At 34.2% G+C, this 26,984-nt stretch carries 13 protein-coding genes; 6 read left to right on the forward strand and 7 right to left on the reverse strand.

Annotated elements, in window-relative coordinates; translation table 11 throughout:
* Window positions 1-32: 32 nt before the first annotated feature.
* From QLS71_RS02250 to QLS71_RS02265, 4 genes are all read right to left on the reverse strand, one after another.
* A complete protein-coding gene (locus QLS71_RS02250; RefSeq protein WP_308991157.1) occupies window positions 33-2,342 on the reverse strand; it encodes a glycoside hydrolase family 65 protein in 2,310 nt (769 codons plus the stop codon).
* Window positions 2,343-2,358: 16 nt separating this feature from the next.
* Window positions 2,359-3,012 carry a beta-phosphoglucomutase gene (pgmB, locus tag QLS71_RS02255; protein ID WP_308991156.1) on the reverse strand — a complete coding sequence of 218 codons (654 nt, stop codon included), beginning with the start codon at window positions 3,010-3,012 and terminating at the stop codon, window positions 2,359-2,361.
* Between the two features lie 3 nt (window positions 3,013-3,015).
* On the reverse strand, window positions 3,016-4,374 hold the full coding sequence (locus tag QLS71_RS02260) for an MFS transporter (protein WP_308991155.1): 1,359 nt from the start codon (window positions 4,372-4,374) through the stop codon (window positions 3,016-3,018).
* 132 nt (window positions 4,375-4,506) lie between these two features.
* Window positions 4,507-5,580, reverse strand: a complete 1,074-nt coding sequence (locus QLS71_RS02265; RefSeq protein WP_308991154.1) for a LacI family DNA-binding transcriptional regulator — start codon at window positions 5,578-5,580, stop codon at window positions 4,507-4,509.
* Window positions 5,581-5,908: 328 nt separating this feature from the next.
* On the opposite strand from QLS71_RS02265, the gene QLS71_RS02270 reads away from it, so the two are divergent.
* The 6 genes from QLS71_RS02270 (at window position 5,909) to QLS71_RS02295 (ending at window position 16,689) form a co-directional block, all read left to right on the forward strand.
* Entirely contained in the window at window positions 5,909-8,956 is a 3,048-nt protein-coding gene (locus QLS71_RS02270) for a TonB-dependent receptor (protein WP_308991153.1), read from the forward strand.
* A gap of 16 nt (window positions 8,957-8,972) precedes the next feature.
* The gene (locus QLS71_RS02275) at window positions 8,973-10,412 is read left to right on the forward strand and encodes a RagB/SusD family nutrient uptake outer membrane protein (protein WP_308991152.1); all 1,440 of its coding nucleotides are present in this window, start codon (window positions 8,973-8,975) and stop codon (window positions 10,410-10,412) included.
* Between the two features lie 12 nt (window positions 10,413-10,424).
* Window positions 10,425-10,970, forward strand: a complete 546-nt coding sequence (locus tag QLS71_RS02280; RefSeq protein ID WP_308991151.1) for a DUF5004 domain-containing protein — start codon at window positions 10,425-10,427, stop codon at window positions 10,968-10,970.
* 10 nt (window positions 10,971-10,980) lie between these two features.
* Window positions 10,981-11,772 (forward strand): hypothetical protein, encoded by a 792-nt coding sequence (locus tag QLS71_RS02285; protein ID WP_308991150.1) that lies wholly within the window; start codon window positions 10,981-10,983, stop codon window positions 11,770-11,772.
* Window positions 11,773-11,787: 15 nt separating this feature from the next.
* Window positions 11,788-13,752 (forward strand): SusF/SusE family outer membrane protein, encoded by a 1,965-nt coding sequence (locus QLS71_RS02290; RefSeq protein WP_308991149.1) that lies wholly within the window; start codon window positions 11,788-11,790, stop codon window positions 13,750-13,752.
* Between the two features lie 165 nt (window positions 13,753-13,917).
* Window positions 13,918-16,689, forward strand: coding sequence for an alpha-amylase family glycosyl hydrolase (locus tag QLS71_RS02295; RefSeq protein WP_308991148.1), 2,772 nt, complete (start codon window positions 13,918-13,920; stop codon window positions 16,687-16,689).
* A gap of 171 nt (window positions 16,690-16,860) precedes the next feature.
* Here QLS71_RS02295 and QLS71_RS02300 read toward each other — a convergent pair whose 3' ends face one another.
* The 3 genes from QLS71_RS02300 to QLS71_RS02310 all read right to left on the reverse strand — a co-directional run bounded on the left by QLS71_RS02300 (window position 16,861) and on the right by QLS71_RS02310 (window position 26,978).
* Window positions 16,861-18,438: a glycerol-3-phosphate dehydrogenase/oxidase gene (locus tag QLS71_RS02300; protein WP_308991147.1), complete on the reverse strand. Its 1,578-nt coding sequence runs from the start codon at window positions 18,436-18,438 to the stop codon at window positions 16,861-16,863.
* A 239-nt stretch (window positions 18,439-18,677) separates the two neighbouring features.
* Window positions 18,678-21,959, reverse strand: a complete 3,282-nt coding sequence (locus QLS71_RS02305; RefSeq protein ID WP_308991146.1) for a BNR-4 repeat-containing protein — start codon at window positions 21,957-21,959, stop codon at window positions 18,678-18,680.
* A 285-nt stretch (window positions 21,960-22,244) separates the two neighbouring features.
* On the reverse strand, window positions 22,245-26,978 hold the full coding sequence (locus QLS71_RS02310) for a glycosyl hydrolase (protein ID WP_308991145.1): 4,734 nt from the start codon (window positions 26,976-26,978) through the stop codon (window positions 22,245-22,247).
* Between the last annotated feature and the right edge of the window lie 6 nt (window positions 26,979-26,984).

The raw sequence follows: 26,984 nt of genomic DNA on the forward strand, positions 1-26,984 counted from the left end.
TATATTTAAAATGAGACGTTTAGAACGCTCGATTAATTTAAAGTTTGTAATTGTTTCATTTGAAGCACTAAAGATTTATTGTTCACAAAAATTTCTAGGGAATCACCATTTATTAATTCAAAATTTGTTTGATTTTGGGTAACGCTTACCTTTAAAATTTGGTTTCTAAAATTTATTTTAAATGAATAACCTTTCCATTGTTTTGGTATTTTAGGCGTAAATGATAAGGTATTATTTTTAACACGCATGCCTCCAAAACCTTCAACAATACTCATCCAAGTTCCTGCCATAGACGTCGTGTGCAAACCTTCGTGAACTTCGTGATTATAATCGTCTAAATCTAAACGCGATGTTCTTAAATAAAACGTATAGGCCTGTTCCATTCTATCCAACTTAGCCGCTTGAATGCTGTGTACACAAGGTGATAACGAACTTTCATGAACTGTAAATGGTTCGTAAAAATCAAAATGACGTTCTAATTCTTCTGTAGAAAAATGATCTTCAAAAAAGTAGAATCCCTGTAAAGTATCGGCTTGTTTTATGTATGGAGAACGCAAAATCCTATCCCAACTCCATTTTTGGTTGATAGGACGTTGCGATCTATCTAAGTTAGCCACCGTAATTAATTCTTTATCTAAGAAACCGTCTTGTTGTAAATAAACTTGATGCTTTTCTGAATATGGAAAATACATATTCTCTGCCACAGCTTTCCATTTTTCTAATTCATTTTCAGATACACTTACCTTATTCATTATTCGGGTATAATCTGAAAGATATTCTGCTTCAACTTTACTAATATTTTCTAAAGCATAATTAATACACCATTGTGCTAAATAGTTGGTATAAAAATTATTATTGACGTTGTTTTCATATTCATTGGGTCCTGTAACCCCTAAAACAACATACTTGTTTTTGTTTGTTGAAAAGGTAGCCCGTTGCTGCCAAAAACGTGCTATTCCTATTAAAACCTCTAACCCTTTTTCGGGTATATAACTATAATCGCCAGTGTAACGATGATAGTTATAAATAGCAAAGGCTATGGCACCATTTCTATGAATTTCTTCAAAAGTAATTTCCCATTCATTATGGCATTCTTCACCATTCATGGTTACCATAGGATATAAAGCTGCTCCATTTATAAAACCTAATTTTTTAGCATTTTCAATGGCTTTTTCTAAATGGTTATAACGGTATTCTAATAAAGTTTTTGCAACTTGTTGGTTTTTTGTTGCCATGTAAAACGGAATACAATATGCTTCGGTATCCCAATAAGTGCTACCTCCATATTTTTCGCCTGTAAAACCTTTGGGGCCAATATTTAACCGAGAATCTTTACCTAAATAGGTTTGATTTAATTGGAATATATTAAAACGAATCCCTTGTTGTGCTTTCACATCACCTTGAATGGTAATATCTGCCATATCCCAAATGGTTGCCCAAGCGTTTTTTTGTTTTTCTAACAAGGCATTAAACCCTAAACTCATAGCTGTCTTTAATATGCTCTGCGCTTCTGAAATTAACTCATTTCTATTGTGATTTCTATCTACTATATAACCTCCAAACTTGTGTATGGTATAAGTTTCGTTTGCTTTTACTTGCTGTTTATAACTAAAATAGATAGATGTTTCGCTAGTTTTAACAATTGGTTGTAAAGCAATTTCCTTTTTATTTAAAAATAATTGAGACTCCATAAACGTACACGTGTGGAAATCTGTTTTCATGGTTTTAGCCTGAATAAATGCTTGCTTACCTTCATGATTTACATCTAAAGTATCCCAAAACTTATCATCCCAATTTGTATCTTTATTAGTAACACCACTATTTAAATAAGGTTGAAATATAATTTCGGCATTTGTATTTACAGGTTTTACATGATACTGAATGACTCCAAGCTCATCTAAATCTAAACTTAAAAAGCGTTTAACTTCCACCTGAACCTTTGTGTTGTTTTGCAGCGTTGCATTAAAACTTCTAGACAACCAACCTTCTTTCATGTTCAGTTCTCTTTTAAAATCTTCTACTTTTTTACACGCATATAAATCGAGTTGTTCTCCATTTATAATAACATCTATCCCAATCCAACTTGGTGCATTAAGTACTTTGGCAAAATATTCTGGATAACCATTTTTCCACCAGCCCACTCTAGTCTTATCTGGGTAATAAACGCCAGCTATATAACTGCCTTGAAAGGTATGTCCCGAATATTGCTCTTCAAAATTAGCACGTTGCCCCATGGCACCATTACCAATACTGAAAAGGCTCTCTGAAGACTCTACGCGAGAAGCATCAAATCCTTCTTCTATGATTGACCAATTATTTGGTATGATATAATCTTGATTCATTATTAATGATCTTTTTTTAGATGATAAATTTTCTGAAGAAATCTTCAGGTATTTCTGTTAAACTATTAAAGTTGAAGTTGGCCTCTTTTAAGATTTCTTTGTCTCCAATTCCGACCGAAGTCATATGGGCTGCATGGGCTGCCTCAACACCTGCAATGGCGTCTTCAAAAACAATACAGTTTTTGGGAGACATATTTAGTTTTTTTGCACCTATTAAAAACACTTCGGGATCTGGCTTTGCTTTTGAAACCGAGTTACCATCTACAATGCCATAAAAACGATGGTATAAGCCCACTTGGTTTAAAATCAATTCGGCATTTTTACTTGCCGAACCCAATACATATTTTACACCTAACCGATCTAGACTATTTAATAATTTTTCTGCACCAGGAAGGATTTCATCGGCATTCATTTTTTTTATATAACTAAGATACTCTTCGTTTTTACTCAGTAATATCTCTTGCTTTTTTGGTTCGGATAATTGAACTTTTCCAATGTTTAACAAAATTTCTAAAGACCTCACACGACTCACACCTTTTAACAACTCGTTATGTGCTTCGGTAAACTCAAAGTTCAAATTGTCTGCAAGGTTTTTCCAAGCCAAATAATGGTATTTTGCGGTATCTACAATAACACCGTCTAAATCGAATATAACTCCTATTGTACTCATTAATTATGATTTTACTACATCGTCAATATCTTTTACTTTAGACACCAACATCGCAGCGATTAAAAAACTAACACCACTAGTGAGTAGTGCGAAAATGGCTTGATTGCCATAGGCGTATTTCACAAGCGGACCTCCTATTAACGCATTGATTATTTGAGGGATGACTATGAAGAAGTTAAAAATACCCATGTACACACCCATTTTTTTAGGAGTGATAGACCCCGCTAAAATAGCATAAGGCATGGCTAGAATACTGGCCCAAGCCATACCAACACCTACCATAGAAACTATAAGCCAGTATTTATCTGGCATAATGTATATAGAAAGCAAACCTAAACCTCCAATAAACAAAGATGTTGCATGGGTACGTTTTCTTCCTATTTTTTTAGCGATATATGGTAATGCAAACGCATAAAAAGCAGACACTAAATTGTAAACCCCAAACAAAATACCTATCCAGTCGCCTGCATCTTGATACATTTCACTACCGTTATCAGTGTATGGTAAACCGTAAATATGTTGTGCAATGGCGGGCGTAGCAAATACCCACATCCCAAAAAGTCCAAACCAAGAAAAGAATTGCACCCAACTTAGTTGACGCATGGTTGTTGGCATTTTTTTGAAGTCTTCAAAAATATCTAATAAACTCGATTTTTCTTGCACATCAGTTTCAGATGTTTCAGCATGTACCTGATCTTCTTCAAAGCTTGCTAATTCGGTAGGTGAATATTCTTTGGTACCCAACATGGTTATCAAAATTGAAACAATCAAAATAACCGCGCCAATAATAAAAGAAAGAATCAAATTAGTAGGCACCGTACCCAACGAGGTTTCATTAGAAACATCAAACCAATTATGTAAAGCATAAGGTAACCACGAACCAAGAACTGCACCAAAACCTATTAACGCAGTCTGTACGCTAAATCCTAAAGTACGTTGGTCTGTTCTAAGATTATCGCCTACTAAAGCACGGAAAGGTTCCATGGCAATATTGAAGGAGGCATCCATAATCATGAGCATTCCTGCACCTACCCAAAGTGCGGGTAAAAAGGCAATAAACATATTGGCTTGTGGCATTAAAACCAAACCTATGGATGCTAAAATGGCACCTACTAAAAAGTACGGTTTTCTTCGGCCAAAGCGTCCCCAAGTTTTATCGCTGTAATAGCCTATTATAGGCTGAACAATTAAGCCCATAAGGGGGGCAATTATCCAAAACCATGATAGTTCGTGAACATCGGCGCCAAAAATTTGAAGGATTCTACTTGCGTTGGCATTTTGTAGGGCGAAACCCATTTGAATTCCTAAGAAACCGAAACTCATGTTCCATATTTCCCAGAAACTTAACTTACGCTTTTCCATTAAATAGTATGTTAAATTAATACTATTTGATAAGCGACTAATTACTTATCAAAACTTAAATGAGGAGTGAAAATATAAGTTTTGATTTCGGGTCAAAGATATAAAAGAATTTCTATATTCCTAATAAAAAAATTATTTAGTAGAGTCTCTTTCAATTAGTTCTGTTTCAATAATAACCGTTTTAAAATGCTCATTACGCTCATTTTCCCCAATGTATTCAACACTTTCTTCATCTTCTAGTTCTAATCTCTCAATCAATAAATCGGCTGCTTTTTCACCCATTTTTTGACCATGTTGGCTTACGGTTGTTAAGCTTGGGGTCGCGTGTTTTGATAGTACACCATCTGTAAATCCAATAACTTGAATATCATCTGGAATGCTAAAACCGAGTTTACGGGCTACTTTCATCGCTGTTACCGCATACAACTCATTAACGGCAAAAACACCATCTATTTTTTTGTTGCTTTTAAAGAACTTTTCGATTTCGTTTTCTAATACATCCAAATGTCCTTCAACATCTAAACTATCATCAATTTTTAAAATTAAATTGGCATCTGCATTTATTTTACCATCTTCTAAAGCTTCTAAATAGCCTTGTGTTCTAAGTCTTCCAACACTCACATAATCCATAGTAGTAATAAGTGCAATATTTTTACAACCTGTAGATAGGAGTTTGTTTACTGCTTTTAAAGAGCCTTTAAAATCGTCAACAATAACTTTATCACAATCTACTTCATTCACCACTCTGTCAAACAAAACAATGGGCATCCCTTGATTAATAGTGGCGTTAAAATGATGGTAATCTTGCTTGAGTAATGTTTCTTTGGAAATAGATAAAATAAACCCATCAATACTACCATTTGCCAGCATTTCCATGTTGATAATTTCTTTGGTGAACGATTCGTTTGATAGCCCGACAATCACATTATAGCCACGTTTATTAGCAACCAATTCTATACCTCTAATAACTGTTGAAAAAAAATGGTGTACTATTTCTGGAATAATAATTCCAATGGTTTTTGTTTTTCTGTTTTTTAAGCTTAAAGCAATATTATTGGGTCTATAATTATAAAGTTTTGCAAATGCCTGAATTTTTTGAGTAGTATCTTCGCTAATCTCTTTACTTCCACTTAAAGCTTTAGAAACCGTTGAAATAGATACATCTAACTCCCTCGCAATTTGTTTTAAGGTTATTTTTCGTTTCATTATATAAATTAATCCTATAGGAATGGTTTAAATATAATAATCTTTATCTACAACTACAAAAAGTTTAAAATTCAAACCGTCCTCAGATAATGCCGAATTCCCACTTCTGAGTTTCGTACATAATAACATCTCAAACACATTCATGATTTTATTTTTTTTAAACATTTAATAAAAAAATATCATTTTAATGAAAAGTTGTCAACACGAAAACGTTTTCGTTGAGAATTTCGTAATTATGAATTATTTATTTACACAAATTTTATCTAGTTTTAACATCGAGAAGTGAAAATATAACGAGACTAATTAACAGATTAATTTAACAAAACATATGAAAAAAACTATTAATAGTTTGCTGTGTTTCCTGTTTTTCGCCCCTGCTTTTATGTATGGACAAAACACCATAACAGGAACAGTAACAGAACAATCAACTTTAATTCCGCTCGCAGGAGTTAATGTTGTTATTAAAAATACGATGACAGGAGCGGCTACAGATTTTGATGGAAACTATCAAATTGAAGTAAAAAAAGGAGATGTTATAGTTTTCTCTTATGTTGGCTATCAATCTAAAGAAATAACGTATAACGGTAAGGCTATCATAAACGTGCAGATGGTCGATGACGCTGCTCAACTGGATCAGGTAGTCATTATTGGTTACGGTGTTCAGAAAAAAAGTAAAGTTCTTGGAAGTGCTGTAAGAGTAAATGGGGATGACTTAAGAGATAACCCTGTTTCTTCTATTGATGCAGCGTTGCAAGGAAAAGCATCTGGGGTACAGGTAATTCAAGGTTCTGGATTAGCGGGTTCCTCTAATGTGGTGAGAATTAGAGGAATTTCTTCAATCTCTGCAGGTGGTGATCCCTTATATGTTGTAGACGGGATACCTATTACACAAGATTATTTTTTGCAAGGAGATTCTAACGGACAAAACAATAACCCATTAGCGTCTTTAAACCAAAATGATATTGAAAGCATCGAGGTTTTAAAAGATGCAGCAGCAGCCGGAATCTATGGATCTCGTGGAGCAAATGGGGTTATTTTAATAAAAACAAAAAGAGGTAAAGAAGGTTTGAAATTCTCATATACTGGAAGTGTTACAGTTTCTAAACCTACCTTCACACCTAAAATATTAGATAATAAGCAATTACTTCAAGTATATCAAGAAGCATGGGAAAATGACGGCAATATTGGATTAGTACCATTACCAAGAAATATTTCATGGGAAGATGCATTAAATACAAATACAGACTGGATTGATTTAGTAACTAAAACAGGGATATCTAACAAACATAGTTTTTCTGTAAATTATGGAACTGAAAAACTAAAAACGTATTTTAACATATCCTATGATGATACAGAATCTTTTATTAAAAATGATGAATATAAGAGATTAAGTGGACGCTTTAATTTAGATTATCAACTACTTAAAAATCTAAAAATCGGCCTTAATACATCGTTAACTAAAGGTAGTTACGATAAGGTTAATATTAACGATACTTGGAGAAACGCACAAAGTTTTTCTTTGCCATTTTACTCACCTTATTTAGCCAGTGGAGATATTGATAATTCATTTGCAAACCCATTAGTAGAATTACAATATAGAGATAGAAGATCGGAAGAAATGAGATCCATAAATTCTATTGCTATAGATTATCAGCCTATTGAAAACTTATACCTTAGAGGAACAGGATCTTTAGACTATATGGATTTTAGAGATTATTATTGGCAATCTTTAGAGGTTGGAAGAATTAGTGGTACACCAGAAGCAGAACAAAATACCTTTGCATCTGAAACTCCATTCTTTGTTACAAATTATAATACCAATTTTACAGCTTCATATCTTTTGGATGTTAACGACAAAAACTCTTTTAACTTCTTACTTGGTACGGAGTATCAACGTAGTGAAAAGTTGCTTTATAAATTTGGGAATGCTGAAGGTTACATAAACAGTCCTGTGCCACTTTACCAATCGGATGCGCCAGATTACACCAGAGAAAGTACTGGTAAATCAGCCTTTTCTTTTGCCTCTTATTTTGGTAGAATTAGTTATTCTTTTAATGACGCATTGGATTTAATGGCACTGGCTCGGGTAGATGGTTCCTCCCGTTTTGGAGAAAATAACCGCTATGGATTTTTCCCAACAGCCTCTGCGGCTTATAATTTTTCTAAACATGGTTTTATAGCGAATAGCAACACGGTTAGTTTATTAAAAGTTAAAACATCTTATGGTATAACAGGTAATTCTGAAATTGGAAATGACTCCAGATTCGGAGCTTATAGTATTCCAAATTCTGGCACTGATTATTTAGGAAATCCATATAAATCTATTATTAGATTGGATAACCCAGACTTAAAATGGGAAACAGCTCAAACCGTAGATTTTGGGATTGAATTAAATCTTTTCAAAAACCGTATAGAAACAGAATTATCTGGATATTATAAAAAATCTAAAGATGTATTGTTGGATTTATTTCAAATTCCATCTTCAGGATTTGGTGAAAGTTTATGGTTAAATGCTGCCGAAATTGAAAACAAGGGTCTTGAATTTACGTGGACTTCTAAAAATATTGTAGGAGACGATTTTTCTTGGACAACTACATTTAACATTGCACACAATGCTAATAAATTAATTAGCCTAGGTGGTGTAAGTCCAGATTTATTAGAAGGCGGATTTAATGATACCCGTGTTATTGAAGGACAACCTATTGGTACAAATTATTTGGTTCGTTTTGCAAGGGTAGATCCTACTGATGGATTGCCCATATTTTTAGATAAGGCAGGTAATGAAACCAAAACCTTCGATTTAGCGAACAGAGTATCCGCGGGTTCTGTTATTCCAGATGCTACAGGTGGGTTTGGTAATAAATTCAAGTTCAAAAACTGGGGCTTAGATACCGATTTTGTATTTACCATTGGAGGTAATATTTATGACAGTTTTGCCAAAAGAGCTTTAGGGACATTTATTGATGGTGATAATTCATCAAACGTGAGAACTGATATATATGACAGATGGAGAAACCCTGGGGATGTTACAGAACAACCTAGACTTTTTTACGATAACAACGAAGTAAGTGGCCTTTCTGGTGTATGGCAATATAATCACACGGGGTATTTATATGATGCTTCTTATTTAAGATTAAGAAATGTAACACTTAATTATACATTACCAGCCGAGTTTTTAAAAGGTACAGGCATAAGCTCATTAAAATTTGCTTTAACTGGATCAAACTTATTTACTTGGACTAAGTTTCCTGGTGGTGATCCTGAAATTGCAAGAGATTTCCAGTTTCAAAGGGATAGAAATTTATCGCCAAATGTATCGTATTTAAGTATTCCACAGGCGAAATCATTCACATTTAACATTAATGCAACTTTTTAAAATGGAAACGATGAAAATGAATTTAAAATTAATACTAGCGTTGTTTTTCTCTATATCATTATTTGTTTCTTGTGATTTAGAAGAACTTCCTGAAAATGTAGACATAGTTGGCCCTACAAATCTAGCCGATTTAGAAGCGTTATTAAACGCAGGATATAACGAATTAGGTTGGCCTTTAGGCGGAAATGCTCAACTTTACGCCGAAATTAATGGTGATAACATAGATGGCCCTGTTGGAATAAACTCCGATGAAACCGAAATTTATAATAGAAGTACATCATTCTTTAATAATACCATTCGAGATAATATGTACCGTGGTTTTTACCGCATTGTTTTAGATGCCAATGTTGTATTAGGACAGATTGAAAATAATTTGGACGCTTTAGGTTTGTCTGCTACCGATGCTAGAGTGAAAGAAATGAAAGGAGAAGCGCTTCTTTTAAGAAGTATAGCACTATTTGAAGTTTCGAGATTTATGTCGCACTCCCCTGGTTATAGCGCCGATAATTCGCATTTAGGTATTCAATATATCGTTTCGGTAGACAATTCTATTGGTCAGAAAAGAGGCACTGTAGCTGAAAATTATGCGAGCCTAATTAGTGATTTGAAAGAGGCTGAAAGCTTATTAAATACTACTAACTCAAAAAACCAGAATTATGCTAATAAATCTGCAGCAGAAGCTTATTTAGCTAAAGTGTTTTTTCAAGCAGGATTTGGACCTGATATTGACGCGGCTGGATCCAATTATGAACAAGCTTTTAGTTATGCAAACAGTGCACTAACAAGCACCTCTGCCGTTTTTGATGTTAATTTGTATCAAGGTGGTGCTACAGGTACAGAACGTTTTGCAGGAAATTTGGTTGATAATAACAATACGGAATCTCCAAATGTTGAAACAATTTTCGGAATCGTTTCAGAATCTACTGCAAATAGCAAAGGGGGCACTTTTGGTAGGTATCGTTCGGATTTAGCAGTTTCTAATACGACTATTAGAATTATGCAAGATTTATATAATGCTATTCCTTCAACAGACAAAAGAAAAGCACTGCTTGAACAAACAGATGGTGAATATTTCTTAAATAAATTTAATAAAGGAATTTTACATGTTCCATTGGCTCATTATACAGAATTACTTTTAATTAGAGCAGAAGCCGCTGCAGAAACCAGTAGTCTTCCTCAAGCTGAAACTGATATTAATTTAATTTTAAATAGAGCGGGGCTTTCAACTATTTCTGGACTTTCAAAAGCACAATTAATAACTTTAATAAGAGATCAAAGACGCATCGAATTACTTGGTGAAGGAAACAGAGTTAACGACTTAAAAAGAATTGGTGTTAGTGAAACTTCACTTACTATAAGAAATGCACCCTGGAATTGTAATGGTATGTTATTTCAATTTCCAGCAACTGAAGTATTTACAGGATTTATTCAAAACCCAACTGGTGGTTGTAACTAAAAAAATAACATTATGAAAATAATTAAATACAGCTTTTTAATAAGTTTATTAGTCATGTTCACCCAATGCAGTCCAGATAATGAAGGCACTTTTGGTGATACTGTAGATAGAAGTGAGCAAATAATGGGTACTTGGGTTATAGAAAGTGCAAGTCAAGTTGACTTAGATGCTGAAAAGAAAAGTTTTCCAGATTTTGCCACCAAAATAGATATTACCAATGCTATTGCTGGTATGCCATTTTCTGATTTTACTTTGAAAATAGATAATAGTTCTTTAACAACTACTATTGGAAATTCTCCAATGATGTATGTGATAACTGAAGGTACAGGAACTTGGGCTTGGATTACTAGTGATGCGATTAATCTAGTAAATCAACAATTAGGAATGAATGCATCCTCTGGAATAGAAACCCAAATTAATGGTGAAAATGTTACTTTTTATATTCGAACTTATTCTGAGATTTCTGGAGATGCACCTAAATTATCATTGAATTATGAAAGGTTCGATTCCGATAACAACCCTGTTACCCGATACGAATACATATTAGCTAAACAATAAAAACTGAATTATGAAAAATATATTTTTTAGTATTTTCTTCCTATCCATAGTAACTGTTCAAGCCCAAAACCCCGTAATTACAGGAAATCCTGCAAGTTATACGGTTATTGATGAAAACATTGAAATTATTTTCAATGTGGCAGGGGCAAAAGATAATGGTGGCAATTCATTAGAAGGCAAAGATTTATACATCTGGAGTTTTTCTAGTGCTGGCGATTCCAAAATAAATGGTTCTTGGACGAGTATAAAGGCAGCAGCGAAGTTAACTAAAGTAAGCAACACGGAGTATCGACTTAAATTTCCTATTGTAGATGGTGCTAATACCTATAAAACTTTAGCAGAATTATATGGTGCCGAGGCTGCTCCAGGATCTATAACATCTATTGGATATTTATTAAGAGATCAAGCTCCAACGTTTCAAACAGGAGATTTAACAATCCCTTTTGCACCGTTTAAATTTATCGCAGACGAGGTAAGAACCTTCCCGTCTCAAGCAACCACTAAAGATGTTGTGACCATGCGTTTTAATAAAAACTTTACGGGTTTATCTAACCCAGCCATGACGGGTGCCCAAAATATAAGTGTACATATTGAGGCCATTGCAACCCCATCCATGGCAATTGAAATGTCAACGACTTTTAGTGGCTTGTACTACCAAGCATCCATAATACCTGCGGCTAGTTTTTCTAGCTTATATAATTCAGGAACTTTAGTAGAGTTGGAGTATTATTTTTTTGATGCCGATAATCCAACAATAAAATCTGCAAAAGGAACCATTCGTTTAAGAGCAGCTAGTCATTAAAATCATATAAATATTATGAAAAATATACTTTACAAAATATCAATAATTCTTCTAGTATTTTCTGTATCCTGTACAGAGGATGTAGAATTTAGCTCGGATACTGAAGCTTTAAATGATTTTAGTATAGCTGAAGGTAGCGCTTCAAATTATGTATTAAATTCTGGAACTCCAGAAAACACCATTGAACTTAATTGGAATAAAGCCATACCTGGAGTTTCAAAAACACCCACTTATAAAGTTTTATTCTTTAAAGCAGGTTTAGAGACTCCTGAATTTGTGAGTTTTCCATCGAATAATGATGGCAAAGACAACATGCTAACCATAACCTTTGCAAATATTGATGAAGCATTAAGTGCTGCCGGTTATGAGGCTGGAGAAACTGCCGAATTACAATGGCAGGTGGTGGCAACAAATGGAGATGTAGAGGTTTCAACAAGTAAGAATAATATTGAATTTGTTAGATTCTCAACCAATGGAATTAAAAACTTCAATTTATTGTTACCTAGCAATAACAAAGTTATTAAAGCAGATATTTATGGTGAACCAAATGGAGAAGTTACTTTTTCATGGGAAGCAGCTGCAACAACCACTGGAAGCGGAACTATAGTTTATACCTTATTGTTTGATGAATTAGGAGGCAACTTTTCAGATCCTTTAAAATCATTTCCTATAGCTTCAGGAACTTCTTTTACAATGACTAATACTCAAATAGGTGAAGAATTTGCAGATGCCAAGCATGTGATATGGACTGTTAATGCTAAAATTAGTGATGATGTTTCAGAATTAAAGGCTGAAAAACAATTTTTAAATTGGGATGTCTTTGTTATCAATGAATTATACTTAGTAGGAAGCCATAATGGTTGGAATAACGCCACAGCCCATGCTTTTAAGAGTAATGGAAAGGGCGGTTTTGAATTGCAAATAGACCTATCTGCTAATGATGAGTTTAAGTTTCTACCTACTTTAGGGACTTATGATGGCGATTGGGGTGAAGACCCTAGTAATCCGGGTAAATTAATCCAAAATGGAGAACAAAATTTAAAAGTTTTAAATACATCAACCTATATCATTACTGTAGATTTTCCAACGCTTTCAATAACAGTTAAAGAATTTACAGCACCAGATAACTTATTTATGGTTGGCTCTATTAATGGATGGAATAATGCTACGGCACTTCCATTTTATAATGATGGTAATGGTGTGTTCTCGCTTACTTATACTTTTAGTGTTAATGACGAATTTAAATTCTTACCAACACTCGGTACCTACGATGGTGATTGGGGAGAAGACCCTGATAATGCTGGAGGCTTAATTCAAGATGGAGAACAAAATATTAAAATAACTACCGCTGGAAAATATGTGGTGATTGTTGATTTTAATAAGCAGACCATAAAAGTAACAGCGATAAATAATTTATATTCCGTAGGATCTCAAAATAGTTGGAATAATGCTGATGCTACGCAAAAGTTTAATACAACAGGGAACGGCGTATTTGTAAGAGTTCAAACCTTTGAAGCGGGTGCAGAATTTAAACTATTACCAGAATCTGGCACTTATGATGGCGATTGGGGTAAAGATCCTGATAATGCAGGGAAATTGGTTCAAGATGGTGAAAGTAATATTCCCGTTGCAGTAGCGGGCACTTATATGATTAATGTCGATTTTAATACGTTGTCTTACACGGTTACTCAAATACCAGACAACCTATTTTTAGTGGGTTCTCCTGTTGGATGGAACGCTAGTAATGCTATTTCTTTTACTAAGTTGTCTCAAGGGGTTTTTGAACTTTCAACGGCATTAACAGCATCCGATGAATTTAAGTTTTTACCTACTTTGGGGGCTTTTGATAATGATTGGGGAGCAAGTAAAAAATACAATGATATGATTATAAGAGATGATGAAAACAACATAGCGTCTCCTGGAACTGGAACATACACCATAACTGTAAATTTTAACAAAGGAACTTACATTATAAATTAAGTTTAATAATTTCCTGAGGCTGTCTGAAAAGTACCATTCTGTGTCATATTGAGCCTGTCGAAATATTTAAACGTATTGATAATCCATATCCGTTTCGACAAGCTCAACCTGAAAAAGTAAATAAAATACACTTTTAAGACAGCCTCTTTTTCAAAAATTTAGATTATGAAAAAACTTTTTTACTTATTTTTTTTAACCTTTGCATCGTTAGCGTATTCGCAGGTAACAACAACATCACCTGCAATACCAACAAGCACAGGTATCATAACCATTACTTTTAATGCCGAAGGAACAGAGTTAGCAGGTTACACAGGCGACATCTATGCACATACAGGGATTCTTACATCTGCATCAACTAGTAATACTGACTGGAAACATACTATAGGTAGCTGGGGCAATAACACGACACAACCAAAGTTAACCCGTATGGGTACAAATACTTACCAACTAATTATAGCGCCAGACATATCAACTTTTTACAGCTCAACCACAGGAGAAGTTATTACCGATATTGCTATTGTGTTTAGAAATAGTGCTGGAAATGCTCAATCTAGACCCGATATTTTCATTCCTATATATGCCGAAGGCTTAAACGTAACTATTACGAACCCAACAAACCAAGCTGTATATAATTTAAACGACGCTATTACCATAAATGCAGAATCAAGCATTCATGCCAATTTAGAACTAAAAGTTAATAATACGTCTATACAAACAGCTTCAAATGCAACGTCTATTTCAACGGCGTATACATTTACTTCAACAGGAAATTATACTATTGAAGCCATTGCAGTGCAAAACAACGAAACCAAACAAGAAACTATTTCTGCTTATGTAAAAACAAACACTCAAAATCAAATCATGCCTGCAGGTTTAAAAAAAGGCTATAATAACCATGGTGACGGCAGCGTTACTTTTGTTTTAGAAGCGCCTTTTAAAACCGATATCTTTTTAGTTGGAGATTTTAATAACTGGACACTTAACGAAACCTACCAAATGAAAAAAGACGGAAATAATTTTTGGTTAACAGTAACAGGTTTGGATCCTAATACAGAATATGCCTATCAATATGCTATTGATTATAATTTAAAAATAGCTGACCCTTATTCTAAAAAAGTTCTTGATCCAAATAACGATCAATACATTACGTCTACCACCTACCCTAATTTAATGGCATACCCAACAGGAAAAACAACAGGTATTGTGTCCTCTTTTAAAATTAATGAAGCCATATATAATTGGCAAAACACCGCGTTTACGAGACCCAATAAAGAAAACATCGTTATCTATGAAATGTTACTAAGAGATTTTACAGAAAATAATACTTACCAAGAGGCGATAACACATCTCGATTATTTACAAAATTTAGGGGTTACAGCTATTGAACTTATGCCTATAAACGAATTTGAAGGTAATGACAGTTGGGGTTACAACCCATCATTCTACATGGCTTTAGACAAAGCATATGGAACCAGTAACGATTTAAAAGAATTTGTAGATGAGTGCCATAAACGGGGTATTGCCGTAATTACAGATGTTGTTTTTAATCACTCATTCAGCCAATCACCATTACTACAAATGTATTGGGACGCAACAAATAATCAACCTGCGGCAAATAACCCCTATTACAATCAAAGTCATAATTTAGTTGATAATACCAACGCACATTGGGGTTATGATTTCAATCATGAATCTAATTACACTGTTAATTTTTTTAATGATGTGTTAAGTTTTTGGATGGATGAATATCACATTGATGGTTTCCGTTTCGATTTTACCAAAGGATTTTCAAACACCCTTTATTACGGATCGGACAATTGGGCAAGCACCTACGATGCCAATAGAATAGCCAATTTAAAAGCATATGCAGACCATATTTGGAATAAAGACCCCGGGAATGAAGCCTATGTCATTTTTGAGCATTTATCCGATAATTCTGAAGAAATAGAATTAGCTAATTATGGCATCATGCTTTGGGGTAATCTAAATCATAGTTTCAATCAAAATACTATGGGATATGCTTCAGAAGCCGATGTTTCTTGGTTGTCGTATAAAAATAGAGGTTGGAATAATCCACATATCGTTGGCTATATGGAAAGTCATGATGAAGAACGTTTAATGGTTAAAAATTTAGCTTATGGTAATTTAAATGGCGTCTATAATGTAAAAAGCTTAAGCACTGCATTAGATCGACAAGAAGCTGCTACTGTTATTTTTTATGGCATCCCTGGTCCTAAAATGATATGGCAATTTGGAGAACTTGGTTACGATAAAAGTATTAACTGTGCAGACGATATTGCTGATGGTAGCTGTAGACTGGAACGAAAACCTGTGGCATGGACACTGGGCTATGATTCTCAAACTGAGCGTCAAGATTTATATAATGTAACAGCAAAGATGACGGCACTAAAAAAGCAATTTCCATCCACCTTTAATACAGATGATTTTAGTTTTAGTTTAAACAGTCTAGTAAAACGCATTAACTTGAATGATAATGTGGGGCGTTTAGATGTTGTTATTGTAGCTAATTTTGATGTTACAACGCAATCGGTGAATCCAAATTTCCCAGCTACGGGTAATTGGTACGACACATTTTCTGAAACAACGTTAAGCGTTACCAACCCAACAGCCTTATTAAGCTTACAGCCTGGAGAATACCGATTATACTCACAAAATCAAAATTTAAGCACAAAAAAGATAGTGACTTCAGAAGTTATTAAAATGTATCCAAATCCGTCCAATACTAGTTTTTCACTCAATAAAAACTGTAATCAGGTGGTTGTTTACAATCTCACTGGAAAACAAGTAAAACAATTTGAAGGTCCTTTTTTAAAAGGAACGCCCTTTGATATCTCTAACCTATCTCAAGGAATTTATTTAATGAAGGTTATAAATAAATCGGGGGAATCAAACGTTATGAAACTTTTGAAGTTATAAACTAACAAATCACCTCATTATAGAAGTTTATAAATTTTAAAACTAACTCCATGAAATTTAAAAAATTAAAGTTTCATGGAGTTAGTTTTTTTATTATTATTTAGATAGACTTTGTTCTTTGGAAAAACCATGGAAAGTTTATTTCGTTGAAGAGATGTACTCTTGTGATATTTATAAAATATATTGATGCGCTATTTTTGTAAATTCATCAATTTGATGTTGTTCCCATGAAGCATCTTTATCTAATTCTTTTGTCAACATTTTTGCTACCATTGGAATTATTTCTAAGGTTGCTCGCGCATCTAAAAACAAAGTTCGAACCCGTCTAGCCAAAATATCTTCAACGGTTCTTGCCATTTCATATCGAATCGCCCAAATAACTTCTGCTTTGGTATAGGGCAAACGTGAATGTAATACTTCACCTAATTCAGGAGATGTTACAATTAAATTTTGAATGGCTTCTTGGTCGCTTCCGTAAATATATTGATGCTGGGTTTTATCATTAAATTCTGTAGCTCCATGAATTTTTACATTTTTTGTTTTACAGGGTACATTTTGTAATTTCCTTATTGAGATAGCTTTATTTATAGTATCCTGAGCCATTCTTCTGTATGTAGTCCATTTACCGCCCGTAATGGTTATTAGTTCAGAATTTGAAACAATAATTTTATGGCTTCTTGAAATTTCCTTTGTTTTCTCAGACTTATCTTTTGGTGCCGCTAATGGGCGTAATCCTGCAAAAATGCTTAACACATCGGCTTTACTAACTTTCTTAGTTAGATAATTATTTGCAGTTGTCATGATAAAATCGACTTCTTTATCTAAAGCTTTAGGTTCTAAACTGTGACTATCAAGTAAGGTATCCGTTGTACCTATTACTACTTTATTATGCCAGGGCACTAAAAACAACACCCTACCATCATTGGTTTTTGGAATCATGATAGCATCGTTCCCAGGTAAAAAAGATTTATCTAAAACCAAATGAATCCCTTGACTTGGACGTACAATGTTTTTTGATTTTGAATTATCCATTTTCAAAATTTCATCGGTAAAAACACCTGTGGCGTTTATAACGACTTTGGCATTTAAAGAATAGACAACTTTAGTCTCCGTATTTTCAGCAATAACACCACTTACTAAGCCATTATCATTTTTTAATAATTGGTTTACTTTGAAATGATTTAAAACTGTGGCGCCTTGTTCTATAGCCGTTTGGGCCATATTTATGGCCAATCTGGAATCATCAAATTGCCCATCATGGTATACGACTCCTCCTTTAAGATTTCCTTTTTTAAGAGTGCTTAGTCGCGAAAGAGTTTCGTTTTTGTTAATTCGTATTGATTTTCCAAAACTTAATTTACCTGCCAAAGCATCATACACTTTAAGTCCAATAGTATATTTAAGCGTATCCCACCATGTGTAGTTTGGAATTATAAAAGACTGATTACTTACTAAATGTGAAGCATTTTTCAATAACAATCCCCTTTCATGTAAAGCCTCCTTAACTAAATCAATATTGCCTTGTGCTAAATAACGCACTCCCCCATGAAGTAGTTTAGTGCTTCGGCTCGAGGTTCCTTTTGCGAAATCCACTTGTTCTAACAAAAGTGTTTTAAACCCACGCGTAACACTGTCTAAAGCAACACCTAATCCTGTGGCGCCACCACCAATAATTATAACATCCCAGTTAGAGTTTTCCTCTATTTGTTTTATTAATGTTGCTCTTTTAAATATATTTTTTTCTTTCAATTGATTTTTTTGATAGTATATCACTGAAGCATATCAGCATTTAGGGTAAAGATAATCGTTTTTGTATTACCTGATTTAATCATTCTTTTTTTGAAATGTATCAGCAGTTTCACAAAAGGACTTATCTACCAACCCAATCTCAGGTATTATTTCAACACGTCATCGTTTTCGCATGACTAATTTTTTATCTGAGATTTCTATAAGAAAGCCTGTTTTACCTTTCCATGTTTCTATTTTATTTATTTAAAAAACTTGAAAACTTGAGATTTATTATTTTCAGCAGAAACTATATGCATGATGTAAAGACCACTAGATAACTCAGAAACATTGATTGAATTCATGCCATTTTCGATAACTCCTGCTTTTGCAAGAACCATATTTCCTAATATATTATAAATCTTTAAACTAGAAATTTTAATATGAGTATCTAGGTACAATATATCTTTTACAGGATTAGGATACGTTTTAATTCCTAGGGTTGTCTCTAATTTGTCATCCAAGATTCGTAAACTTGTCTTGTCTATTTTTAAGGTATTCCATACCCAATTCACATCACTTCCACCATTATCTCCTATTTTAATCACTAATTTTTGATTTTCAACAGTTACATCAAATTCATTGGTGATATAATTTCCTAAAGTGCTTGAAAAATCGGTTGCTACATTGGCCCCATTTGCAAATAAATTCATTTTATCATGACTGAATTGACTATCCCCATGCGTTGTTGTTATATGATATATACCATTTTCTAAAAACACTTGAAATTCTTTATCTACAGAAGCTAACACAAAATCTAAGTCTGGATTTGTAATAGAGCTACCTCTATCTCGTGATAGAATACTACTAGTATCTACCCATCCGTAAGATTCGTTTAATTGAGTAGTTTCATCAATTCTTATAGCATCTGCCATTACAGGAGATGTAAGAGTTCCAAAATCGAATGTTACCTTGTTTGCTAGAGGAACTATCGCATTTACATTTATAATACAAGAATCTACTAAATTACCATTATACATACTAGCATACATAGTTGTTGAACCAGTAGATTTTGCCGTAACTAGACCATTAGCATCTACTGTAGCAATAGTATCATCATCAGAATACCATGTGATGTCCTCTGGATTGGCTTCTACAGGAGATGTTGAATAATGTAATTGCGTATCATCTACTTCATATAATAATACATTCTCTTCTAATATATTCAAACCATTAACTATTAGCTCCTTGGTATCAATCAATAAACTATTAATTACCCAAAGATTACCATTCCCGTTAGAATTACTAATTTCCAAGTTTAATATACCATTGCTTATATCTACATCAAAAGTGTAGGTTTTCCATTCACCCATATTAGATGTTCCACTACTTACAACCTCAACACCATTAGCCTTTATAGTTTGTCCACTAAGCGCTACGGTATTTGTTCCTTGAACAACAGTGACTTCATAAGTACCATTGAACAATTTAGCCTTAAATATTGCTGAACTGGTTCCGCTAACATAATCTGTTTCTGCATTATTAGTCTGAGAGTCATCTACTGATAACAATCCTGAAACATCTTCAAATCCAAAATTAGTATTATCCATAGAGGTGTTTGTTACTCTAATAGCATTTGCATCTAACGCCGAATTTTGTGTGCCAAAATCATAATATTTCAATTCATCATTAGGGCTGTAATACATGATGGATGTATGATAGTTTTGATAAGTAATATATTTGCCTCGCATCCACATAACATCAAACAAACCTGGTTGATGGTTTCTTGGAACCACTGGTCTTACATTAACAATATCAGCTGGTGTATTTTCTGTAATTGCTGTGGTATTCCATGATGCTCCTTCATCTGGTGTTTGATATTTATAAATTTCAAACACATCGTTTACTTGTTTTGACAAATAAACTGTTGAGACATCATTAGGGTCTAAACTCATTCCTCCTGAGTAATTGGGTTCTGGTTCACTACCGCCTGAAGGCGTTTGTGGGAACCATTTTCCGCTATTCACAATATGATGATTGTTCCATTGTGAACCATCAAATTTAGCATAATAGTAATGGTGGTTATAATCATCTGGAAAAGCTGCATATAAAATCACCGGATTTTCATTTTCATCGAGAGCAATATCCCAAGTCCAACCTTTTCCGCTTGATGCATTATAAACAATTTCTGGCTCGCCAGCATCAATATCTAAAGCCGAAGCTGTTCCTGTATAATCTTTGATAAAAGTACCATCAGCTTTATAAAATTTATTATCCTTAAAATAAACATAATAAATTTTATTGGAAGCTTCTTGTCTAGGATGTCCAGTCGTAAAAGTAATGTGTACCCCTTCTTGACTATCTTGAGTATATCTTACATAAGGTCTTTTTTGAGCTGCATCTCTTTTTATTAATGTTTGAGGAGCCCCCCAACTTAACCCACCATCATTTGAAATAGCGATGCTTGGATGCCAAGAACTTCCATCTCTGTAAAACATGTAAATATCACTCCCTATTTGATAGGGATTTGCATACGTAACTGAAGTTCCAAATGTGGCTTCTGCTCCAAAAGAAGTAATATCTTCCGGGTTTTCTGAAACAATAACACGCATAGGTCCAAAGAAATGGCCTGAATAACTCACCATAATGCGCCCATCGTCTCTAACTAAAAACGTAGGATTGTTGTGATCGTCTATTTGAAAATCATCTTTAACTGTTGTTTGTATGATCTCTCCTGTTGCATGATTGTAACTTGCAACTTGTATTTTACCATCGCTAGTGATCCAACCTGTATAGGTTTGCTCTTTTATTCCTTTGTGATATAAGGCCCTTGGGTCCTGAAACCAACACCAAGTCCCATCTGTGGTAAATGTTTTAACCCCTCTTGCTAAGTAAGGCGTTGGTGGTATCACTATGGCTGTTTCTTCTAAATTTAATTCAGCCAGACCAATAAGCCCACCTTGAGAACCACTAATTCCATTGGTTTGTTTTAATTGAATATAATAGTCACCATGTGATGGTACTTCGAAATAAATATCAAACGGATAATACCTGGTTTTTGTTGATGTAGAATAACTTTTGGTTACCAAAATATTGCCTCCTACTGGTGCATCTGATATAGAAAACTCATAAGTAGGTGAACCCGCATTGTTAATCCACTCATAATACCCAGAAAAACTATATGCTTTTCCTGCTTCTAAACTTATTCCTATTTGCCCGGTTTCAACCCCAGCATGTGTAGGTAAACCTAATGACATGGTTGAACCAATATAACTTCCTTCCCAACGATATAGAAACTCCCTACCTGTAAAAGTCCCTCCGTTATCAATTGAAACATTGGTTACATCGCGATACCTAACGCCACCACCATTAGCAGTTCCCCAATCTGTTCCACCTGTTGAGGCTGCAAAACCCCATTTATTAGCCTCTGTTCCTAATCCTATTCTTCCAAGCGCGTCCCAATCAGGTATTAAATTTTGTGCATCTACAGTACTCATTGCAAACAATAACATTGTAGCAAAAAGTAATCTTGTAATTTTTTTCATGTCTTAAATAATTTTAGTTAACATTGGATTAATGCTATAAAATTCGTTATAGACTTAAATACAAACGGGTTGTAAATCAGCAAAAAAAAGGGTATAAAACAGCCATATTACACTAATAACCAATTAAATGAGTTTTTAAAAACGTGTAAACTATGCTTATTATCAATTCTTTAGTATAGGTTATATACGTGATTTGTTAAAAAACACCCTTTTAATCAAAAAAAATGCGCCAACTTAACTAATAAGTTACCGCATTTAATAAAATAAGGTTATGTTAATATAAAGTTACTTTACCAGTACCTTAACCGAGGTTGTTTCATTTATACTTTCATCTAACTGCACAACATAAATACCTGATGGATAGACACCTATATTTGTAACACCTCTTGATGCCATTTTTCCTTCAGACACTAACTGCCCTGCGACAGTATAAAGTCTATAATCGACATCCTCACTACCATTATGAACAGCATTTAACGCGTTATTTACAGAATAAAATATATATTCTGATTTCGAAGATAGTACCGTTTCTTCAACATCAAGCGTGGAATTCATCATTGTATTTATCTCACTAACACTTAAAGCTCTATTGTATATTCTAAACTCATCCATCGCTGCATTTAAATAAGGATCTGAAGACCATTGAGATTTAATAAGATAATTTGCTGTTGTTTTTCCCATTCCCGAAGGTTTAAGCGTTACAGGACCACTAGCTATTTCAGAACCATCGGCATAAATTTTACCAGTATCTCCTTCTTGAACTAAAACGATATGTACCCATTCGCTAGTTGGTAATATATAATCTGCTATCAATTCACTTGAAGCACCCCCATAGGTAATTTTGTATTTCATTCTATTATTAGTGTATGGTACAAAAGCCATCCAGCTCCCGGTATTGAAGCCAAAATCGAATATTCTTGAATTATTGGCTACGTTATTTATTTTTACCCAAGCTGAAATAGTAAAATCATTTAACTCTTCAACAATACCGTCTCTAAGATGAATGTACGAACTAGAAGTTCCATTAAAACTAGCCGCAGTACCTATGTTACCACTCGAAGTCCAACTAGCAGAACTGGCTAATGCACCTATATAATTACCCCATTGATCGTGAGCCACAGTACCTGTATTTTCTTCAAAATCATAATAAGCATGCTGGCCCAGCTTAGGGTTAGACATCAATACTTCAGACTCTGCTCCTTCTCCAGCTGTATTAAAAGTAGAAATTTTATAATAGTAGGTCGTACCATTTACTGCTGTTAAGTCTGTATAATGAGTCGTATCTAAATCCAATGTAGCTATCGTCGTGAATGGTCCAGACGCTGAGGTTGATCGTTTTATATAAAACTGAGCATCATACATGAAATCCCATTCAAGTTTCACTTGAGCATCACCAGAACCTAACAAAATATTAGAAACTTGAATAGGTACGATTAACTCTAAAGTATTAACTTGTATTGATGAAGAATCCTCACTTTCTCCTCCTGAATTCGACGCAGAAACTTTGTAGTAATAAGTTGTATTGTCTGTTAATCCTGAATCTTCATAAGTAGTATTCACTAAATTAGTTGCAACTGTTTCATAAACGCCATTTACAGTAGTCGCTCTTTTAACATCATAGCCTTCAGCAGTGCTAACTGCAGACCATGTTAAATTAATTATTGAAGAAGACACTGCCTCTCCTGTTAAATCTGCAGGAGCATCTGGTGTTACAGCTTGTTGAAAAATTAGTATTTCTGAATAAGCTGATTCAATATCATCTTTACCAACCACTTTCATTCTGTATTCAGCAGTCGTGTGTATAACATCAGTTGTACTTAATGTCGTATAATCGGTTGTTTCGTAAAAAACCGAAAATTCTGTTTCGCCACTCAATCGTCTTTCTAAAATATATTTATTAACTAAATCGTTATTGTTACCTGTCCATTTAATTTCTACACTATCATAAGTTGAAGATAACTTATCGCTTAAACTCTCCACTAAAGGTTTCCAAGTAGGTATATATTCTCTATTCGGGTTATACGCTTTTTTCGAAGCATTATTTGCATAATATTCACCTGCGGGGGTAAGCACCGTATAATCACTGCCTGAACTAGAAATTATTGGAGCCGTTTCAAGCCACTTATAATTTTCAAAATCGGGGTTTCTTGTTCTAAAATCGTCATTTATAGTAAGAATCATTGCTCGTGCATCTTGCACCCAATTGTATATAGAATAACGCTCTACATAATCTGCGTTATCTAAAACATTTAATACCGCTACTAAATCATTTTTATGTTTTGTAGCATTGGCATCTGTAATGATGCTAGGACCATCTGGAAATGAATTTCCTGTCCAGTTTGCACCTATGTTCCATTCTGTTATCCAAATAGGTCTTTTATATCTATTATAAATATTTTGTAAATCGTTTGCCCATTGTGTGGCCGATTTATACCAATAGCAGTGCAATGCCATATAATCAACACGGTAATTTTTAGCTTCAACTTCGGTCATGAAATTACCCAACCAAACATTAAATGGATCGGATGTAGAAGGTGAACCCAGCCTTAAACCAGACTCCATAAAAGCAGGCCAATTACTTATGGCTGTTTCAACTGTCATATTCGATTGGTCTGGACGATCTGGTTCATTATACCCTAAAAAGTGGGTGTAACCAGCTTTGGTGTTAGCAGGCCCAAAACTTGGCCAATATAAATTATGTCTTATAGGCACATATTCTACATCTGGAGTCGTATGAGCTCCGGTGTCCCAATTATAACGCCACGTACTGTTTGTAGCTGCTGTCGCATCGGCAGCAGTACCGCTACCAGCCCATCCTTTTTTAGTAACTTCATTCCATCTCATGGTTCTAATAAACGATGTAGTACCATTTAAATAGGCTGGTAAAACAGGTATTTCTAAATCTGCTTCTTGTGCAACAAATACTCTACTGTATCCTGTGCCGTTTGCATTAGATGCAAAAGTTGCCATATAGCCTTTTTTTAATTTAAATGATTTGATATTATTATCAAACATACCTAAATCCTGATGTGGGGTTACAATTTCATATTGCTGCGAAGTACCTGTATAATTTTCTTCAGTAAAAACTTCTAAGGGCGTATAATTGCTTTCGTGAGGAAGAATAACCGTTCCTGTACCAAAATTTGATATTACAACATTTACGTCATTTTGAGCCTGAACTCCATTAACTGTAATTAAGTTAAGAAAAGAACTCATGACCACACTAGGCTTTACATGTTCAAAATACAAACGTGCATTAGAAGACATGATATCTACTGTGGAATTAACTAAAGGATTGAAAGCATTATTTAAATAGAATGATGCTGCACCATTCAACTCTAATTTTGATTTTGCATAAACATTGGCATATATATCACTACTTATATCTAAAACTTCTAACGACGGTGCATTTACTTCTGCTGGCGCATAAGCAAGATCTTCATACGTTACCGAATTAACCACCATGTCTACAATTCCATTAATATAATTTTTTCCAATAACAATTTTAGAAGGCACAAATTCTTTCACCCCCAATTTCCCAATACCAAACAGTGCAGCATCACCTGTTAAGGTTATGTAATATGTGCCATCGGTAATTGGACTAAACAACAATTCACCCTCCCTTAAACTATTGACATTTCCAGTTGTAAATGATTTTGTTTCGATAGGATTTGTTCCATCTTGTGAAGCTGAAATAGCAACATTTATTTCTGCTCCAGATGTGGCTCCACTTAGCAACTCATATATCCAAGAAAATTTATAACCTTTATCAGCTATAAGATCAACAGGAAAAGAATAGGTAGACGTTTCATATGCTACAGAATCCCAGCCTACATATAATAATCGCCCAACAAAATTAGAATTATCTGACTCATAGGTGTGTCCAGACGTAACATCTGTATAACGAATACCTAAACCAGAGTTTGATACACCCCATGGCAAACTGCCATATGTATTACTCCAACCATAGGTGTTTGGAGAGCCTGAATGATTATCAACTAGACCATCCCAATTATTAATTTGGTTTGTAGATTTAAGATTTAATTCTCCAATGCCGAAAAGAGCCCAATCTCCTGTTATCGTTAAATAGTGAATACCTTCCGTTTGAGATACGAAAGAAAGAGCACCTTCTTTTAGTTTATAGGAGGTTCCGCTAATAAATGTCTTAGACTCTATAGGGTTTGAACCATCTACATTTGATGAAATTGCAACATTCATTTTAGCACCTGAAGCAGCATTAGCTATATATTCATATATCCAAGAAAACTCGTATTGATATCCTTTTTCTAAATTAACAGGAAAACTATATGTAGATGTAGAATAGCTATTACCGTCCCAACGCATATACATTAAGCGTCCTTGGTATACTGCTCCTCCATTTTCAAAAGTATGACCAGAAGTAACATCCATATACCTCACACCACTTCCCGCATTGGCCGTATTGAATGTAACAGATGGATTAACCCATCCATAATCTGTAGGTCTACCCGAATTATTGCTAGCAACTCCTGCCCAAGTTGCTAAAAAATTATCCGTACCGTAATTTAATACTGGCGTAGTTTCAGTCCCTCCTTCTAAAGCTATAAGAGGTTTTGATGAGATATAATGACCATCTTGATAAATATGAGCCACTCCGTCTTTAACAGCATAGCGGTATGTTTGCTCTTGCGCATTATTAACAGTACTACTTAAATTTTCAATTGCAGATAAAAGACTGGTACTATTAAAACTGGTTTTATCTAACGATGTTCTTAAACCTGTACCAAAATCATTAGTAAACTCCACATCTAAACCTCTTCCTGCTGCCTCATTAATTTGAGCATTAACTTCTAAGGTAAATTCATTTTTGTTTGATAAGGGTAAAACTATAACATCCACATTGGAACTATTTGTAAAGGTTTTAATTCCGCTTAAAGAGGTGTTTAAATTTGCTTTAATGGGCAAACCTGGATCCTGAGCATGTGTTTGAAACACAAAAACTGTAAAGATTAGTAATAATAAAAAGCTGTTTTTTTTCATTTTAAT

It is taken from the genome of Mariniflexile litorale (genome assembly GCF_031128465.2).
GTDB classification, from domain to species: domain Bacteria; phylum Bacteroidota; class Bacteroidia; order Flavobacteriales; family Flavobacteriaceae; genus Mariniflexile; species Mariniflexile litorale.

What these genes read in the sequence shown, in the direction of transcription:
- pgmB (WP_308991156.1), bottom strand. Translation starts at nt 3,012, where the DNA reads ATGAGTACAATAGGAGTTATATTCGATTTAGACGGTGTTATTGTAGAT.
- QLS71_RS02270 (WP_308991153.1), top strand. Translation starts at nt 5,909, where the DNA reads ATGAAAAAAACTATTAATAGTTTGCTGTGTTTCCTGTTTTTCGCCCCT.
- QLS71_RS02290 (WP_308991149.1), top strand. Translation starts at nt 11,788, where the DNA reads ATGAAAAATATACTTTACAAAATATCAATAATTCTTCTAGTATTTTCT.
- QLS71_RS02275 (WP_308991152.1), top strand. Translation starts at nt 8,973, where the DNA reads ATGAATTTAAAATTAATACTAGCGTTGTTTTTCTCTATATCATTATTT.
- QLS71_RS02305 (WP_308991146.1), bottom strand. Translation starts at nt 21,959, where the DNA reads ATGAAAAAAATTACAAGATTACTTTTTGCTACAATGTTATTGTTTGCA.
- QLS71_RS02260 (WP_308991155.1), bottom strand. Translation starts at nt 4,374, where the DNA reads ATGGAAAAGCGTAAGTTAAGTTTCTGGGAAATATGGAACATGAGTTTC.
- QLS71_RS02265 (WP_308991154.1), bottom strand. Translation starts at nt 5,580, where the DNA reads ATGAAACGAAAAATAACCTTAAAACAAATTGCGAGGGAGTTAGATGTA.
- QLS71_RS02295 (WP_308991148.1), top strand. Translation starts at nt 13,918, where the DNA reads ATGAAAAAACTTTTTTACTTATTTTTTTTAACCTTTGCATCGTTAGCG.
- QLS71_RS02310 (WP_308991145.1), bottom strand. Translation starts at nt 26,978, where the DNA reads ATGAAAAAAAACAGCTTTTTATTATTACTAATCTTTACAGTTTTTGTG.
- QLS71_RS02250 (WP_308991157.1), bottom strand. Translation starts at nt 2,342, where the DNA reads ATGAATCAAGATTATATCATACCAAATAATTGGTCAATCATAGAAGAA.
- QLS71_RS02285 (WP_308991150.1), top strand. Translation starts at nt 10,981, where the DNA reads ATGAAAAATATATTTTTTAGTATTTTCTTCCTATCCATAGTAACTGTT.
- QLS71_RS02280 (WP_308991151.1), top strand. Translation starts at nt 10,425, where the DNA reads ATGAAAATAATTAAATACAGCTTTTTAATAAGTTTATTAGTCATGTTC.